The organism is Edwardsiella anguillarum ET080813, from assembly GCF_000264765.2.
Lineage (GTDB): Bacteria > Pseudomonadota > Gammaproteobacteria > Enterobacterales > Enterobacteriaceae > Edwardsiella > Edwardsiella anguillarum.
In genome coordinates this window covers 3,815,833-3,832,172 of sequence record NZ_CP006664.1, presented here as the reverse complement: position 1 = coordinate 3,832,172, position 16,340 = coordinate 3,815,833, and the positions used below count along the sequence as shown (strand labels likewise).

The following is a 16,340-nucleotide window of genomic DNA, read 5'->3' as shown; positions in this document are numbered from 1 at the left end:
ATAGGATGAATAAATGAACGGATATCTGTATCTGGCGATGGCGATCGGCGCCGAGGTGATCGCCACGACGGCCCTGAAAGCCACCCAGGGATTCAGCCGACTCGGCCCGAGCCTGGTGGTGGTGGTTGGATATGCCATTGCTTTCTGGGGACTTTCTCAGGTCGTGAAGAGCATTCCGCTGGGCGTCGCCTATGCGATTTGGTCCGGCATGGGCATCGTGCTGGTCTCGCTGGCCGCCTACTGGCTGTACCAGCAGGCGCTCGACTGGGCGGCGCTGCTGGGGATGGCGATGATCGTCGGGGGCGTGCTGGTGATTAATTTATTCTCCCACACGTCGGCACATTAAGTTACATTCTGCAACCGCTCTGCCCGCCGCGGACGGCGGCGCTCAGCGAATTTCGAGAAAGCGAATGGCGTCAAGCTTCTGCAGCTGCTGATACAGCTCACCGACGCGCTGCCGGGGGCGCAGGGTGATCTCCAGGCGGATCTCGCACAGCGTCTCCTCCTGTCGCTGGCGCAGCGACAGGCGCTCCGGCTTCAGATTCAGCTGCTGCAGCGTCAGCAGCAGCGCGCTGACCTCTTCCGGCGGCAGATGGATGATCAGGCCGTGGTGCTCTCCCAGCAGCAGATTGCTCAGCTGGCGGAATAGCTCCAGCACGATCAGCGTCATCAGCGTGCCGTAAATCCCAATCTCATACAGTCCGCTGCCGATCACCAGCCCAATCGCGGCCGTCACCCACATGCCGGCGGCGGTCGTCAGCCCTTTAACAGCCTGCTTCTGAATAATAATCGTCCCCGCGCCGAGAAACCCCATGCCGGAGACGACCTGCGCGGCGATACGGCTGGGATCCAGCCCGACGTGGGAGAGCCCGAGAATATCGGCAAAGCCATACTTGGAGACGATCATAAACAGTGCGCTGCCGATACCGACCAAAATATGGGTGCGCAGCCCGGCCTCTTTGGCCCGCAGCTGACGCTCAAGGCCGATTAAACCGCCCAGTAGCCCCGCCAGGGCGACGCGCAGCAATAAGTCGGTGACCATGCTAACCTCTCGTTGTTATCTACCCGCTTGTTTTCCGCCATTATTCGGCGTAAAAACCCATGCCACGCTATCTTTAGCCTGCGGGGCTATGGTAACAAAGATTCCGCGCGCTTGCCCCGTGCCGATGGCGCTCTGGCGCGGCGGGGCTGGGCGGCAAAGCGTTACGTTTTATGTCAGGGGAGTGATGAGCATGAGAGGGGTTGCTATGGGGGTCGGGGGGCTGCTGGCCGTGATGCTATCAGGCTGCGCCAGCGAGCCCGCGGCGCAGACGGCCGGCGGGCGCTCACCTATCGCCGCCAGCGCGGCGCTGAGCGAGGGGTGCGCGCTGGCCGGCGGCGAGGTCGCGCTGGTGCATCAGCTGGACGGGACGTCGCTGGTACAGTGCCAGCTGCCGGACGGCAAACGCTGTACGGAGCGGGGGGTGATCAGCGGCCGCTGCCCCAACTGATCGTGCGGCAGGCGCTACATCCAGTCGCGTAGCCTATAGCGCAGCACCGATCCCTGCGCATCGCGCAGCTCCAGGGTCTCTCCTTGCAGCGTGAGTCGGGCGCCGTGCCGCAGCATCGTCTCCAGACGGCGCTGCGTCGGCTGCCAGGCGGGATCGGGGCAGGGCGCCGGCGTGCGCTGCGGCGCCGCGATGCGCAGCGTGCCCAGCCGCAGGGTGGCCCAGCCACTCAGCTGGCCGCACAGGCTGGCGCTGAGCCACAGGCTTTCACCAAACTCCAGATCCGGGGTCGGCGCGCGGGGAGCCTTCGCGAGGGGATGGCCGTCGATCGCCTGCAGAACATAGCGATGGTGCAGCAGCTGCTGCGCCGTCGGCGGGGCGCTGCAGGCGCCGAGCAGGGTGCACAGCAGGGGGGGCAGGATCCGTTTCATATCAGTTTCTCTCTCCAGAGGGGGTATCCGCGGGCGGAGCGTAGAATAAATGCAATGATGTCCCGCTTTTCACGGCAGCTTTCTCTGTCTCATCTATACTTGTTATTCGTACGGCAATCCCGCGAGACAACGGCGATGACGGGCACGATGTCCGTCAACCCGCTATCACCGTAGCGCAATGTGCGGCGCGTTTTCTGCGCCGGTCGCCACCGTCCGCAGCACGGACGCCGGCGATGATTTTGACAGGCAATTGGCATCAGCATCAATACAGAAAGAGGAGTGTGCGAATGGCGATGGTATCCGACCGGCCGGCGGCTGCGTTTAGCACAAACACCATGGATTTTCTGGCCAGCAGTATTGCAATGATGGAGTCACAGGGGCGCAATATCAGTGCGACCGAGGTACAGGGAAACATGACGGCGAAACAGCGGGCGCTGTTCAACGAGCGTCTCGCCTACTATCGCCAGCGCTATACGCAGGAGGAGTTGGTGTAGGCCGCCGCCGCAAATCGTGGACGAAAAAACCCGCCGCAGCGGGTTTTTTTGTGCGCCAAGGAGAGTGTGGCGATCAGGCGGTAAGCCGGTTCGGGCAGTGGCGATGCTGGATCAGATCATCGATGTTTTGCAGGGTGGTCAGCGAGATGCTGATCAAGGCCTCTTCAGTCAGGAAAGCCTGGTGGCCGGTAAACAGCACGTTATGGCAGGCGGAGAGGCGGCGGAACACGTCGTCCTGGATCACGTCGTTGGACTTGTCCTCAAAGAACAGGTCGCGCTCATTTTCGTACACGTCCATGCCCAGGGCGCCGATCTTCTGTTGCTTCAGCGCATCGATGGCGGCGCAGGAATCGATCAGGCCGCCGCGGCTGGTATTGATGATCATGACCCCGTCTTTCATTTGGGCAAAGGCATCCTGGTTTAACAGATGGTGGTTCTCCGGCGTCAGTGGACAGTGCAGGGTAATGACGTCGGACTGGGCATACAGGGTCTTCAGATCGACATACTCTGCGCCGAGCTCCAGCGCCTGTGGGTTGGGATAGGGATCGAATGCCAGGATACGCATGCCGAATCCCTTGAGGATGCGCATCGTGGCGATCCCTATTTTCCCGGTGCCGATGACGCCGGCGGTACGGTTATGCATGTTGAACCCGATCAGCCCCTCGAGCGAGAAGTTAGCGTCGCGGGTGCGCTGATAGGCGCGGTGAATTCGACGGTTAAGGGTCAGCATCATGCCGACGGTATGCTCGGCGACCGCCTCCGGCGAGTAGGCCGGTACGCGAACCACTTCGATACCCAGCGCGTTGGCGGCATCCAGATCGACGTTGTTAAAGCCGGCGCAGCGCAGGGCGACGATACGAATCCCCATGGCGGCCAACTGCTCCAGCACTTCGCGTCCGCCGTCATCGTTGACAAAAATGCAGACCGCATCGAACCCCTGGGCGGTTTTCACCGTCTGTGGGCGCAGCAGAAAGTCAAAAAACTCCAGTTCAAAGCCGAACTGCTTATTTACCAGCTCAATATATTTTCGGTCGTATTGTTTGGTGCTGTAGATGGCGAGTTTCATAAATATTCCCCCAGCTGAAATTGTGATCATCATAGCAAAAATAGAGAAGGTGGACAAAATGGGTGGGGAAGTGTGATGTAAATCATTTTTTCCTGTTAGCGCCTTGAATGGCAATAGATTAATCCACTGTCCTCCGGGGTACATTTAGCTAAACTGGTAAGTATGATAGGGTGCGGTGCCGTGGCGTAATGGGTGGGGAGTGCGAGTGAGGGAGTGCGAGTGAAAAAGCGATATATCGGTGCGATAGGCGTGGCGGTGTTACTGTCGGGCGGCGTAGCGGCGTGGTGGAGTTCGCCCTACTGGCTGTCTGCGGCGCTGCGTCCCTGGCTGCCGGCCGGCGCCGAGGTGATTATCCCCGCCCGGCCATACTGGTCCGACGGCGCCCTGCGGCTGCCGCGGCTGGACTATCGTCTGGCCGCGTGTCCGCTGCTGAGCCTGCGCGGCGCGGCGCTGAGCTACCGGCGTCCGCACTGGCAGCTCAATGCCGATACGGTCGATCTGGACAGCCGCTGTCTCTCTGCCGCGCCCAGCGGGGGCTCCATGCCGTCGATCGCCTCGCTGCAGCACTCCCTGCCGCCCCTGACCCTGAACATCGGGCGTCTCAATATCCTACCGTGGCAGCGCTACGGCGGGATGCTCCGACTGAATAATCAGGACGGCACCCAGCGTATCGGCCTGGACGGCGAGCAGCTTAAGCTGGATCTGGCGCTGGAGCATCAGGCCCTGAGCGTGCGATCGCTGCTGCTGCGACTGCCGCAGCTCGATGATGCCCTGCAGCTGCAGGGGAAGATAGCGCTGGGGCTGGATCTCGCGACCGTGCCGCCGGGAGGGCTGCTGCAGGCGCAGTTTCGCCTGTCCGGGCTGCCGCACCCTCTACGCCTACGGTTGGTCTGGCAGCGACAGGGAGGGCGCCTGCTGCTCAATGCTCTGGATCAGCCTCGTCCGCTGGTCGATCTACCCTGGCAACAGCTGCAGGGGGCGCTGACGGTCAGCGGCGGGCAGTGGTTTTGGCCCTATGGGCCTCAGCTGCTGCAGGGTGGCATCGACCTGCAACTGCGCGATTGGTTACAGGGGTGGCGACATGCCCAGCTGCAGGGACGGGTCAATATGCTGACGCGGGGGACGCAGGGAAAGGCCAACATGGTGATGCAGCTGGGGCCGGGGCGGCTGGATTTTCAGGCGCGGGCTTTTCCCCTGCGCCTGAACGGCTTGGCGAATCATGGCGGTCTGTCGTTTTCCGCCGCCCTCGATGCGCAGGTCAGCGGTACGCCCGGGGATCCCTCCCTGAGGCTGCTGCCCGGCGCGCTGCTGCGTATCTGGGGTAAAACCGATGACCAGACCACCCTGCAGGAGGTGCGCTGGCCGCTGGCGGGGGTGCGTATCAGCCGCGACGGCGTCAGCGGGCGTCTCCAGGCCATTCTGCGCGTCAGCCACCGCTACTGGGGTCAGGGGCAGCTGCACCTGGACGGCCAGGCCGAGGCGTTTCGCCCCGATAAGGGGCTTTGGCGCTGGCGCTATTGGGGAAAAGGGCAGATGCCGCCGCTGCGGGCGCGCTGGGACGTTAGCGGGCAGGGCGCCTGGCAGGATGATGCGCTGCACCTGGACTATCTCTCCGCCGGCTTCGATCGCCTGACCTATGGGCTGGCGCGGGTCATCCGCCCGCGTCTGACCCTGACCCAGCCGCTGATGTGGCTGCGGGCGTCACAGCATGCGGCATTCCGCGCCGGATTTGCCCTTGCCGCCCAGCGGATTGACTTTACCCACGGCGGCTATCTGCCCACGCCGCGTCTCCAGCTGACGGCGCAGGGTGAATCGCCGGCGGCGATGCAGCTGCGCGGCGATCTGCGCGCTGGCGCCATCGGTCCGATTCGGCTGGATGGACGTTGGGATGGTGCGCGTCTGCGCGGCCAAGCCTGGTGGGCCAGCCAGCCGGTCACGGTCTTTCAGCCGCTGCTGACGCCGTCGCTGGGGGTACGCCTGCGCGAGGGACGATTCCATGCCCAGGCGGCCTTTTCGGCGGCGCGCGGCCAGGGCTTTGTCGCCGGGGGGCATCTGCAGGCTAAGGGCGTTGGTCTGTGGTTAAAGGATGGCACGGTAGACGGTATGGATCTGACGCTGCCTTATCGGCTGCACGACAGTCGCTGGCAGCTCGGCCCGCATACGCCGGTCACTCTGCGCGTCGATCGACTGGTCAATCAGTTCGATCTGCGGAAGATCCGCGCCGATCTGCAGGGCTATTACCCATACGACGAGACCTACCCGCTGACCCTGAGCGACGTGACGACCGACATGCTGGGGGGCGAGGCCGGTTTTTCCAGTCTGCGTCTGCCGCAGCATCAGCCCACGCTGCTGCGGCTGCATGATATTGAGCTGAGTGAGCTGATCACCGCGCTGAAGGTGAAGCAGTTTGCCCTGTCGGGCAAGGTGGATGGCGAGCTGCCGCTTTATCTGCATAATCCGCAGTGGATTATTCACCGCGGCTGGCTGGGTAACGCCCGTCCCGTCACGCTGCGTCTGGACAAGGATATGGTGGATGCCATCGTCAGCAATAACCCCATCGGCGGGGTGGCCCTTGACTGGCTGCGCTATCTGGAGGTGGGGCGCTCCCACACCTGGATCGATCTCAGTAATCTGGGGGAGCTGACGCTGGATGCGACGCTGTACGGCATTAATCGACAGAAGGACCATCGGCGGGTTATCGAACTCAACTACCGCCAGCAGGAGAATGTATTCCAGCTGTGGCGCAGCCTGCGCTTCGGCGATAACGTACAGGAGTGGCTGCAGTCCCGCCTCTCCCGGGCAACGAGGAGTCAGCATGAGTAACCGTAATTTTGCGCTGCCGGCGTTGCTGCTGGCGCTGTGGGCCACGGGATGTACGCCGCGCATCGAGGTCGCGGCGCCCACCCAGCCTATCACCATCAATATGAACGTGAAGATTGAGCATGACATTCACATTACGCTGGATAAAGAGGTTGAAACCCTGCTGAAGTCCAAGCCTGGGCTGTTCTAAGGAGGAGGGGTGAAACGTTATCGGATTCTGCTGTTTTGCGCTGCGCTGGCACTGAGCCTGCCGCTGCGGGCGGTAACGCTGGATGAGGCCCGTGCTAGCGGGCGGGTCGGGGAGACCCTCAGCGGCTATCTGGCCGCCCGCAGTCAGGACGCCGAGACGCTGGCGCTGGTGGCGCGGGTCAACCGGGGGCGGGCGGAAAGCTATCAGGCGCTGGCGCAGAGCAACGGCGTCAGTCGCGACAGCGTGGCGCGCCTGGCGGGCGAAAAGCTGGTGGCCCGCGCTCGGCCCGGCGACTACGTGCAGGGCATTAACGGCATGTGGCTGCGCAAGCCGTGATCAGCGCCGGAGGTCGGGGGTAAAGTGCGCGCCCTGTCACACTCTGACCCCGTGCCCGTCTGTGGTAAGATAGGGAGATAACAGGATATCAACTGCCGCGCCGGGCGAATGCGTATCGCACCGGCGCCTTTCCAAGGAATTCTGAACGTGAAATCCCCGCTTGGTGCGCTGGCCGACCAGCTTGATGATGTCATGCTGCGCGATCGCCAGCGTTTGATGCGCCGTCTCCAGGGCGCCAATAAGATCACCCAACCCGATACCCTGCAGGCGACCGCCGCGACGCTGGCGGAGGAGATCGCCCGGGCGCGTCAGGCGACGGCCAACCGGCGCGCCGTCTGTCCGACGATTAGCTATCCGCCGGGGCTGCCGGTCAGCCAGAAGAGCGAGGCGCTGCTGGCGGCGATCCGCGATAATCAGGTGGTGATTGTCGCCGGGGAGACCGGGTCCGGTAAAACGACCCAGCTGCCCAAAATGTGTCTGGCGCTGGGGCGCGGGGTGCGCGGGATGATTGGTCACAGTCAGCCGCGCCGCCTGGCTGCCCGTTCGGTGGCAGAGCGTATCGCCCATGAGCTGGATACCCCGCTGGGCAGCTGCGTGGGCTATAAGGTACGCTTTAGCGATCGGGTCGGCGACAACACGCTGGTCAAGCTGATGACCGACGGGATCCTGCTGGCGGAGATCCAGCAGGACCGCCTGCTGATGCAGTATGACACGCTGATCATCGATGAGGCCCACGAACGCAGCCTGAACATCGACTTTATCCTGGGCTATCTGCGCCAGCTGCTGCCCAGGCGTCCTGACCTCAAGGTGATCATCACCTCGGCGACCATTGATCCGCAGCGTTTCTCCCGCCACTTCAATAATGCGCCGATCGTCGAGGTGTCCGGACGTACCTATCCGGTTGAGGTGCGCTACCGGCCTATCGCCGATGGTGAAGGCGATCGCGATCAGACCCAGGCGATTATCGATGCGGTGGATGAGCTGCGCCATGAGGCGCCGGGCGATATTCTGATCTTTATGAGCGGTGAGCGTGAGATCCGCGATACCGCTGATGCGCTGAACCGCCTTGAACTCCCCCATACCGAGGTGCTGCCGCTGTATGCTCGCCTGTCCGCCGCCGAGCAGAACCGGGTCTTTCACGCCCATAGCGGGCGGCGTATTGTGCTGGCGACCAACGTGGCGGAGACCTCGCTGACGGTGCCGGGGATCAAATATGTTATCGATCCCGGTACGGCGCGCATCAGTCGCTACAGCTATCGCACCAAGGTTCAGCGGCTGCCGATTGAGCCGATATCCCAGGCGTCGGCCAATCAGCGTAAAGGGCGCTGCGGCCGTGTCTCCGACGGGATCTGTATCCGGCTGTACGATGAACAGGACTTCCTGTCGCGTCCCGCCTTTACCGATCCGGAGATCCTGCGCACCAATCTCGCGTCGGTGATCCTGCAGATGACGGCGCTGGGGCTGGGCGATATTGCCGCCTTCCCCTTTGTCGAGGCGCCGGACAAGCGCAATATTCAGGATGGGGTGCGCCTGCTGGAGGAGCTGGGCGCGGTCACTGTCAATGCGCGTGGACACCAGCAACTGACCGCGCTGGGACGTCAGCTGGCGCAGCTGCCCATCGATCCGCGTCTGGCGCGCATGGTGATCGAAGGGGAGCGCAACGGCGCCCTGCGCGAGGTGATGGTGATCGCCGCCGGGCTGTCGATTCAGGACCCGCGTGAACGGCCCGCCGATCGTCCCCAGGCGGCGGATGAGAAGCACCGTCGCTTCAGCGATAAAGAGAGCGACTTTCTGGCGCTGGTCAATCTGTGGAACTATCTGCGCGAACAGCAGCAGGCGCTCTCCGCCAACCAGCTGCGCAGGCTGTGTAAAAGCGAATTTCTCAACTATCTGCGGGTGCGCGAGTGGCAGGATATCTATACCCAGCTACGTCAGTCGGTGAAATCGCTGGGATTCCATATTAACAGTACTCCCGCCGATTACCGGGCGCTGCACTGCGCGCTGTTGAGCGGTCTGCTCTCCCACATCGGGCAGAAAGATGTCGAAAAGCAGGAGTTTACCGGCGCACGCAACGCCCGTTTCGCCATTTTCCCCGGCTCGTCGCTGTTTAAGAAGCCGCCCAAGTGGGCGATGGTGGCGGAGCTGGTGGAGACCTCCCGCCTGTGGGGACGCGTCGCTGCCCGTATCGATCCGGAGTGGATCGAGCCCTTGGCACAGCACCTGATTAAGCGCAGCTATAGCGATCCGCACTGGGAGAAAAGCCAGGGGGCGGTGATGGCCAGCGAGAAGGTCACGCTGTATGGTCTGCCGATCGTCAACGAGCGGCGGGTCAACTACGGACGTATCGATCCGCTACTGTGCCGAGAGCTGTTTATCCGCCATGCCCTGGTTCAGGGGGAGTGGCAGACAAAGCACGCCTTTATGCGCGCCAATCAGCGCCTGCGCAGCGAGGTCGAAGAGCTGGAGCACAAATCGCGTCGCCGCGATATTCTGGTGGATGACGAGACGTTGTTTGCTTTTTATGACCGCCGGATCGGTCAAGAGGTGGTGTCGGTGCGCCACTTCGACAGCTGGTGGAAGAAAGCGGGGGCTGCGCAGCCTGAGCTGCTCAACTTTGAAAAGTCGATGCTGATCAAAGAGGGGGCGGCCCGCATCAGCGCGCAGGATTACCCCAACGCCTGGCAGCAGGGCAACTTTCGCCTGCGTCTTTCCTATCAGTTCGAGCCGGGCGCGGACGCCGACGGCGTGACGGTGCATATTCCGCTGGCGATCCTGAATCAGATCGAGGATCGCGATTTTGATTGGCAGATCCCCGGTATTCGCCGTGAGCGGGTGATGGCGCTGATCAAGTCGCTGCCGAAGCCGCAGCGGCGTAACTTTGTGCCGGCGCCCAACTATGCCGATGCCTTTCTGGCCCGTGCGACGCCCTTTGAGCTGCCGCTGCTGGAGTCGATGGAGCGTGAGCTGCGCCGCATGACGGGTGTGACGGTGTCACGCGATGACTGGCAGCTGGATCAGTTGCCCGATCACCTGAGCGTAACGTTCCGGGTGCTGGACGATCGTAACCGGCCACTGGCCGAAGGTAAGTCGCTGGAGGCGCTGAAGCAGCGTTTGAAGGATCGTGTGCAGCAAACCTTGTCGGCGGTGGCGGACGATGGCCTTGAGCAAGCGGGGCTGCATCTGTGGAGCTTTGGCCAGCTGCCACAGTGCTATGAGCAAAAGCGCGGCGGCTATGCCATCAAGGCCTACCCGGCGCTGGTGGATGAGAAAGAGAGCGTGGCGATCCGGCTCTTTGAGACCGAACAGGAACAGCAACAGGCGATGCGCACCGGCCTGCGCCGGCTGCTGCTGCTGAATATTCCATCTCCGGTGAAGTATCTACATGAAAAACTGCCGAACAAGGCCAAGCTGGGACTCTATTTTAATCCCTATGGCAAGGTGCTGGAGCTGATCGACGACTGCATCGCCTGCGGCGTGGATACACTGGTGGCGCGCCACGGCGGCGCCGTCTGGGAGAGCGCGGCATTTGAGGCGCTGCATGAGCGGGTGCGCGGCGAGCTGAATGAGACGGTTGTCGCGATTGCCGCACAGGTCGAGCGCATTCTGACCTGTGCCAACGGGATCAATAAGCGTCTGAAAGGGCGGGTAGACATGACGATGGCGCTGGCCCTCTCCGATATCAAGGCGCAGATGGGTGGGCTTATCTACCGGGGCTTTGTCACGGCCACCGGCGCGGATCGCCTGGCGGATGTGGAGCGCTATCTGCACGCTATCGAACGTCGCCTGGAGAAGCTGGGCATCGACCCACACCGCGATCGGGCTCAGATGCTGCGCGTTGAACAGGTACAGCAGGCCTGGCAGCAGTGGCGTAACCGTCTACCGTCGGTGCGGCATCAGGCGCCGGAGGTGCTGGCTATCCGCTGGATGATCGAGGAGCTGCGCGTCAGCTATTTTGCCCAGCAGCTGGGTACGCCCTATCCGGTGTCAGACAAGCGTATCCTGCAGGCGATGGAGGCGGCGGAGCAGCCATAGCCGCGCCGCCTCGGTGCATCAGCGCATCAGGCGCTGCAGCCCCGCGTTGATCGCGGTAACGGCGACGGCGCGATTATCGGCCAGCGCCCGGTTTTCCGCCGCTGGCGCCGAGCTTTGGATCGCGACCAGCGTCCATCCGGCCGCCTGGCGCATCAGCAGCGGCGATCCGCTGTCGCCCGGCAGCGTATCGCAGCGGTGGCTCAGCACGCCGCTCTGTGCCCAGCCGGTGATGAGGCAGTCGCGGTGGCGATAGAGGACATCCAGATGATCCTGTGGATAGCCGGCCTGGGTGACCTGGCGGCGCTGCGCCTTCAGCGCGGCGCTCAGCGCCTTCTGCGTCCCTTGCCATACCGGCAGCGGACGCAGATCGGGCAGGGGGCCGGCCGTGATTTCCACCAATCCATAATCCTGCGCCGCCGCCGCCGGTGGAACGATCCAGCCATCGCCGTCGGCCTTGAGCTTTTTGTACAGCTGCGGATTGACCCGCGTCTGTAGATGAGGTGACTGATAGCGCCACTTACCGTCCTGAGATATAAAGCGTAGCGCGACGGCGCGATCGATTTTCCCCGGCGGCGCCAGCAGGCAGTGACCCGCCGTCAGCGCCCAGCGCGGCGCTATCAGGGTTGCGGTACACAGATTGCCGCTGGCGGTTTCGACCTGACCGATGGCGTTCCATGGCCAGTCGGCGACCTCACTGACGCGATCGCGATCGTCGTGACCGAAAAACAGCTGTCGCTGCTGATAAGGAGTAAGCCCGTCATCCGCCAGGGCGGCGTGCGGTAGCCAGGGAGTTAATAACAGCGTAATGCTCAAAAGGGCAGGAAAGCGCATGGTTAATTCCGTGAATCGTCGTGTTATCTATCGACAGTGTAGTCAATCGGCGGTGCGCTATGCACGTCATCTGATGCAGCTAAACATAAAAACAGGCTGCGATGATGGCGCATAGAATGAGCAATAGCATCAACAGCTCGAAGCGATAGTGACGGAACATAGGAGTACCCAGAGTCAGAGCGGGCCGATAGGATAATGGTAGAAGATTGGCCGAGCCCCGACTGTGGGGGAATGGTTTCGGCATGTAACCCTTTGTACGCTGCCGTCGGATTCTTTAATTAGTTACAACATGCATATGATTTATTTCCCTCATCTCCTGAGGCCAACGCCTTAACGGAAAGTCACAGCCGCTATTCAGAAAAGGAAGCGCTGCGGTTGACTCATGGCATAAAGCTCCTGGATTGGCGAAAGAGAGGTCTGGCGCACCGCCGGGCAAGGTGCTCTTTGACGGCCGCTCGATTGAGCTCACCCGCCGATTTATCTCTGATACTGATAAGGGGAAGGGGGAATGACCTCATGCGTATTGGCTGATGAGGTCATTCCCTCTGGCTCCCACGTTAGCCGTTTGCTCAATGCCAGGAACAAGCCTGATGATGGCACCGTTTTGCATCCGCTGATGCCGTAATGACTTCAGCGGCGATGGTGGACAGGCTCACGGAGGAAGAATTCATATTGTATCAGATCGGTAACCGGCGCCTTTGTTGGTAAGATTCGTGAGGAGGATGAAAAAGAAATTGTTGAAGGGAAACACCCTGTGTTTTGATAAAACTTAAGCTGAACAGAAAATGGCAGGTGGTTTCTGGCAGGCTTGGTTTGAGCTGTCGGGATTCGTCAAACCTCAGACTCCCGTGTTCAGCCAGTTCATCCCAGATCCGTTTCATTTTTCAACTTAGCGCTTTTGTTGATTAAGACTTCCAAAGTCCGTTATGGTTTGAGAAGTGTTTTATATTCAGTCACTCTCTTTTTATGTGCCGAAACTGACAGCTCCTTTCCGTCTATAATCGATTGATTTTTATCAAACCTGTTAAGGATAGTTTCATTTTTTTTGTTAATAACAGTAGCCGCTCCCTGTGGATTAGTATTTAAATATTCATCAAGGCGTTTTTTACCCTGAGTATGTTTGTAAAAAGTTACCGGGAGATACGGATCCAGCTTATCGTGGGGGAGGGGCGTTTCACTATCAGTTAATGTACCGTTGATATTATCTTCATGTATTTTCAACAATTCATTCCTCTCTGTATAAAGTTTTTTTGCCAGCGCTAGACTAAAAATACCACATTCAGATGAGCTTCGCTGAATATCCATTTCCACCATAGAGAAATGGCAATCAGGTAATTGATAACGCTCAATTGCTATTTTTGTCCTTAATGCCAACATCGCTGGCCCCATACTGTTGAAGTTTGCTGGCTCAAACAATATCAGAGATGTTTTTCCATTTATATGTTTATAATCAATTACACTAAAATGTATGCCCTTATCCCCCATATTAATTATGAACTTGGAAGACTCAGCCCCATTATCTATTTTATTTTTTATTTCTAGAGAAAGATCCTGTGGCGATTTAATGAAATTAAGATTCATTTCTGGAAATTTATTGTTCGCCTGTGCCACCAATGCGGGCATGATTTTCATATCCGTGCTTGAATAAATTTTATGGGGCCAGGAGCCATCCTCTATATCAGCTTCCAACTGTGTTATAATATTTTTAAGTTCTTCATTGTTAATTAAGGTGGGGGTGTCTTCGTTTAATAAACCACCGAATCCGTTTGTTTGTGATATGGGTCCAATCATTTATTTATCCTCATTCAGGGGAATACCAGTGATATGAATTTTATGTTCCGAATAAACGCTGCCTTGCAATAAGACGTCCAATCGTTGATGGGTGAACCCGGAACAGATGGACAGCATCAGCGCCTGTTTTCTGCCCCGATGTGACGAGCGAGACAATCTTTTTTGGGTGCTGGGAGGGTGATTTTTTAGGGCCTCGTCCATCTGTCCGCCCCTCCTGGTGTGCCGCCGCAAGTCCGTTTCTTGTCCGCTTACGAAGCATAGCACGTTCAAATACGGCAAAGGAGCCAGCGATCTGCATCATCATCCTTCCTGCCGGAGAGGATCTGTCAATATTTTCGGTAATGCTGCGGAAATCATCCCCTATGTTTTCAATCTTCTCCTGCGCCAGCAATAAATCCTTCAGATAGCGGGAAAGACGGTCCAATTTCCATACAATAACCTGATCATCCCTGCGTAACCGTTGCAAAAGTCGTGGTAACTCGAGGCGATCCCATCGTCTGCTCGATGCTCTTTCCTGGCGTATCAGTTCACACACGGCTGACTTTAGTGCTGAGATCTGAGCCTGAGTATCCTGTTCCTGTGTCGAAACTCGGGCATAACCGATGAGCATAATTTCGATTTCCGGTTACCATTTATTTTTATATTGCAATATATTTCTACAGTTCACAAGACGGTATGGTTACGTTGGGATAGGCATGGTTACAAAAACGTTCGTTGATGCGTCGTGATAAAGTGAAGAAACGTTGGCCGTTATCGCAGCTACCCGATCACTACCCCAAATCCGTTTAAAACTGAGCAGGCAAAAGAGATCATTCAGTCTACCAGAGAAAAATATCACAGCGAGCTGGAATTTTTATGGCCGCGCACGCCTGATAATGTCATCTCCCGATGGGAAGGCAATGGAAAGTGGTACGGCGCCATACTGCGCGTAAAGAGCGAAAAGCGGGGCGGTATCGACAAGCGCATGGTTGAAATTATCAATGCAAAAATGGCTCCGGACGATATTTCTACGTTGGTCGATGGCAGAAGATATTTTCCTGGTTATCACATGAACCAAAAATACTGGAGCACTATTCACCTAGACGGCGCGGTTCCTCTCGCTGAGATTTGTAGGCGCATAGGCAATAGCTTCGCGCTGGCGGCCACGCGTGCGATGACTTCGCCACCTAACTTCGCCGGTGGGCTGCCTGTGTGGTGGGTGACATCATTACGGTAGGTGAGCCGATGGTTAAACACGCCCTACGCCCTGACCGATCCGCGCGCTCACCGTTTTATCACGCTGTAAAATCATCCGGTGATATTGATATGTTCGCTCCGGCGACAGGTGATAACCCCGGTGCGAGACAGGGCGCCGGGCGGCATTTTACCTCTCCAGTCGCAGGCCCGGGGAGGGCGCTGAGCGTCATCCCCGAGCCGTATCGGTGTAAGATTACTGCGCCGCGTGATTCAGCACCGCATTAAATTGTTCGACCGGACAAAAGCCGTTGGCATCTATCGGACAGCCGCTGAGCGCAAGCGTCACCCGCTGCGGCGGTGACGCCAGCGTCAGGGGCGCGGCATCGCGTAGCTGGCGGGTGCTTTGATACAGGTACTCAATCTTCATCATCTCTCGGTTTTTTGCCGTATCCCGCCAGCGCTGGAATACGATTTTTCCGCCGATGGGCGTACGTTCATACTGGTCATGCAGCCGGTAGGGTTTGAAATCCAGCGCCGTCAGCAGCGAGGCGATATTCGAATCATGTCCCACCAGTAGGGTTATCTTCGGCGCTTTCGCCGCGTCGGTCACCAGCGCCTTATCCAGGTATTTTACCAGCGGCTTGGCGACGTTACGCGCCACCGCCGGGGAGGTAAACAGGCTGTCTTGATAGCCGTTTTTCAGCTGCGACAGACGCTGCCACTGCGCGTCGGTGTTGATCTCGCCCCATGCGACCTGATCCGCCGGAAAACCTTGGTAATACTGCAGGGTAAATGCATCGACCAGCGAATTACCGATCTTCAGCGGCCCGGAGACGCTCGGCTCCTGCCCCAGGTTAGCGCTAAAATGATCCTTTCCGTCCGCCAGCGAACACAGGTGCTTCTCTTTGCATGCCGGGGAGTCTTGATAGTCTACGATCTTCGCCAGCAGCCTGTAGCTATCGCCCAGCTGCATTTTCTGCCGCTCACTCTCCATCGCCTTCAGCGCCTGTTCGCGAAACGCCGGAGAGGCATCCGTAATCACCGGATTAAACGTGGGATCCATGGTGCCCATCTTATCCTGGTGATGCACCGCGATATCGCACCCCGGAAACGCGCCGGTAATGAAGAACTGCGCAGTAGCGACGGTGCGCTGCAGGCTGTTGGCGTAGGCATACACCGCCTCGGGGGCAGGACATTCGCCGCTGTTGATAAGCCCCTGCTGCGCCAGCCATTCACGCACATAGTGCCCCATGTACACCTCTAGCACGCCGCCTTTGGTGGTGAGCTGTCCGCCCGGGACATCCCACTGCGGCCAGGCTTTGGCTGTTGATTGCTCCAGCACGCTCCCGTTATTGGCCAGTGGGGCTCGTAGATTGTGCCGGCTCATGATCAGCACCTGCTGCAGCTGGTATCCCTGCGGTTCACCTTGCGCCTGCACGGCGCCGGCCGCTAGCAGTGCCCCGACAACGACTGCGACTATCTGTTTTTTCATCCCTAACTCCTTCGCTTTTTTAATACGCCGCAAAAGTGTGACAGGTTGGCGATAATTTGCCTGGCGCTATACCGCAAAGTTACACCTACGCTGCGTGTAGACTTTACCGGCAGGCGCGGGCCATCGCATAAGCGGCGGCGTCTCTCAGCCGGAAAGGCACCCGCGGCTTTGCCGCTTTATCTCCACAGGGACGG

The 16,340-nt window shown here is 59.3% G+C and carries 16 protein-coding genes; 8 read left to right on the top strand and 8 right to left on the bottom strand.

Going from position 1 to position 16,340, the window contains the following annotated elements; translation table 11 throughout:
- Positions 1-13: 13 nt before the first annotated feature.
- The gene (locus ETEE_RS17210; protein ID WP_015461516.1) at positions 14-346 is read left to right on the top strand and encodes a DMT family transporter; all 333 of its coding nucleotides are present in this window, start codon (positions 14-16) and stop codon (positions 344-346) included.
- Positions 347-388: 42 nt separating this feature from the next.
- On the opposite strand, the gene ETEE_RS17205 is transcribed toward ETEE_RS17210, so the two are convergent.
- Positions 389-1,042: an MgtC/SapB family protein gene (locus ETEE_RS17205; RefSeq protein ID WP_034163391.1), complete on the bottom strand. Its 654-nt coding sequence runs from the start codon at positions 1,040-1,042 to the stop codon at positions 389-391.
- Positions 1,043-1,232: 190 nt separating this feature from the next.
- On the opposite strand from ETEE_RS17205, the gene ETEE_RS17200 reads away from it, so the two are divergent.
- A complete protein-coding gene (locus ETEE_RS17200) occupies positions 1,233-1,490 on the top strand; it encodes a putative hemolysin (RefSeq protein WP_034163392.1) in 258 nt (85 codons plus the stop codon).
- Positions 1,491-1,504: 14 nt separating this feature from the next.
- On the opposite strand, the gene ETEE_RS17195 is transcribed toward ETEE_RS17200, so the two are convergent.
- Positions 1,505-1,918: an META domain-containing protein gene (locus tag ETEE_RS17195; RefSeq protein WP_034163393.1), complete on the bottom strand. Its 414-nt coding sequence runs from the start codon at positions 1,916-1,918 to the stop codon at positions 1,505-1,507.
- Between the two features lie 287 nt (positions 1,919-2,205).
- Here ETEE_RS17195 and ETEE_RS17190 point away from each other — a divergent pair, with 287 nt between their 5' ends.
- Entirely contained in the window at positions 2,206-2,412 is a 207-nt protein-coding gene (locus ETEE_RS17190; protein WP_015461515.1) for a hypothetical protein, read from the top strand.
- 73 nt (positions 2,413-2,485) lie between these two features.
- Here the strand turns inward: ETEE_RS17190 and ETEE_RS17185 are convergent, their stop codons facing one another.
- The gene (locus ETEE_RS17185) at positions 2,486-3,478 is read right to left on the bottom strand and encodes a 2-hydroxyacid dehydrogenase (RefSeq protein WP_034163394.1); all 993 of its coding nucleotides are present in this window, start codon (positions 3,476-3,478) and stop codon (positions 2,486-2,488) included.
- A gap of 219 nt (positions 3,479-3,697) precedes the next feature.
- On the opposite strand from ETEE_RS17185, the gene ETEE_RS17180 reads away from it, so the two are divergent.
- The 4 genes from ETEE_RS17180 to hrpA all read left to right on the top strand — a co-directional run bounded on the left by ETEE_RS17180 (position 3,698) and on the right by hrpA (position 10,856).
- Positions 3,698-6,301 carry a YdbH family protein gene (locus tag ETEE_RS17180; RefSeq protein ID WP_034163395.1) on the top strand — a complete coding sequence of 868 codons (2,604 nt, stop codon included), beginning with the start codon at positions 3,698-3,700 and terminating at the stop codon, positions 6,299-6,301.
- Entirely contained in the window at positions 6,294-6,488 is a 195-nt protein-coding gene (locus tag ETEE_RS17175) for a YnbE family lipoprotein (protein ID WP_012848609.1), read from the top strand. The genes ETEE_RS17180 and ETEE_RS17175 overlap by 8 nt, the downstream gene beginning before the upstream one ends.
- A gap of 9 nt (positions 6,489-6,497) precedes the next feature.
- The gene (locus tag ETEE_RS17170; RefSeq protein WP_012848608.1) at positions 6,498-6,824 is read left to right on the top strand and encodes a YdbL family probable chaperone protein; all 327 of its coding nucleotides are present in this window, start codon (positions 6,498-6,500) and stop codon (positions 6,822-6,824) included.
- A 147-nt stretch (positions 6,825-6,971) separates the two neighbouring features.
- Positions 6,972-10,856: an ATP-dependent RNA helicase HrpA gene (gene hrpA, locus ETEE_RS17165; protein WP_034163460.1), complete on the top strand. Its 3,885-nt coding sequence runs from the start codon at positions 6,972-6,974 to the stop codon at positions 10,854-10,856.
- Between the two features lie 18 nt (positions 10,857-10,874).
- On the opposite strand, the gene ETEE_RS17160 is transcribed toward hrpA, so the two are convergent.
- The 4 genes from ETEE_RS17160 to ETEE_RS17150 form a co-directional block, all read right to left on the bottom strand.
- The gene (locus tag ETEE_RS17160) at positions 10,875-11,687 is read right to left on the bottom strand and encodes a trypsin-like serine peptidase (protein WP_034163396.1); all 813 of its coding nucleotides are present in this window, start codon (positions 11,685-11,687) and stop codon (positions 10,875-10,877) included.
- 79 nt (positions 11,688-11,766) lie between these two features.
- Positions 11,767-11,847 carry a small membrane protein YdgU gene (ydgU, locus tag ETEE_RS22420; protein ID WP_455709036.1) on the bottom strand — a complete coding sequence of 27 codons (81 nt, stop codon included), beginning with the start codon at positions 11,845-11,847 and terminating at the stop codon, positions 11,767-11,769.
- Positions 11,848-12,611: 764 nt separating this feature from the next.
- Complete coding sequence (locus tag ETEE_RS17155; protein ID WP_034163397.1) at positions 12,612-13,478, bottom strand: YopJ/AvrA family T3SS effector serine/threonine acetyltransferase; 867 nt, start codon at positions 13,476-13,478, stop codon at positions 12,612-12,614.
- Positions 13,479-13,518: 40 nt separating this feature from the next.
- Positions 13,519-14,088: a recombinase family protein gene (locus tag ETEE_RS17150; RefSeq protein WP_034163398.1), complete on the bottom strand. Its 570-nt coding sequence runs from the start codon at positions 14,086-14,088 to the stop codon at positions 13,519-13,521.
- A gap of 156 nt (positions 14,089-14,244) precedes the next feature.
- Here ETEE_RS17150 and ETEE_RS20495 point away from each other — a divergent pair, with 156 nt between their 5' ends.
- Positions 14,245-14,694 (top strand): MmcQ/YjbR family DNA-binding protein, encoded by a 450-nt coding sequence (locus ETEE_RS20495; protein ID WP_081926443.1) that lies wholly within the window; start codon positions 14,245-14,247, stop codon positions 14,692-14,694.
- 213 nt (positions 14,695-14,907) lie between these two features.
- Here ETEE_RS20495 and agp read toward each other — a convergent pair whose 3' ends face one another.
- On the bottom strand, positions 14,908-16,146 hold the full coding sequence (gene agp, locus ETEE_RS17145; protein ID WP_034163399.1) for a bifunctional glucose-1-phosphatase/inositol phosphatase: 1,239 nt from the start codon (positions 16,144-16,146) through the stop codon (positions 14,908-14,910).
- Positions 16,147-16,340: the final 194 nt, after the last annotated feature.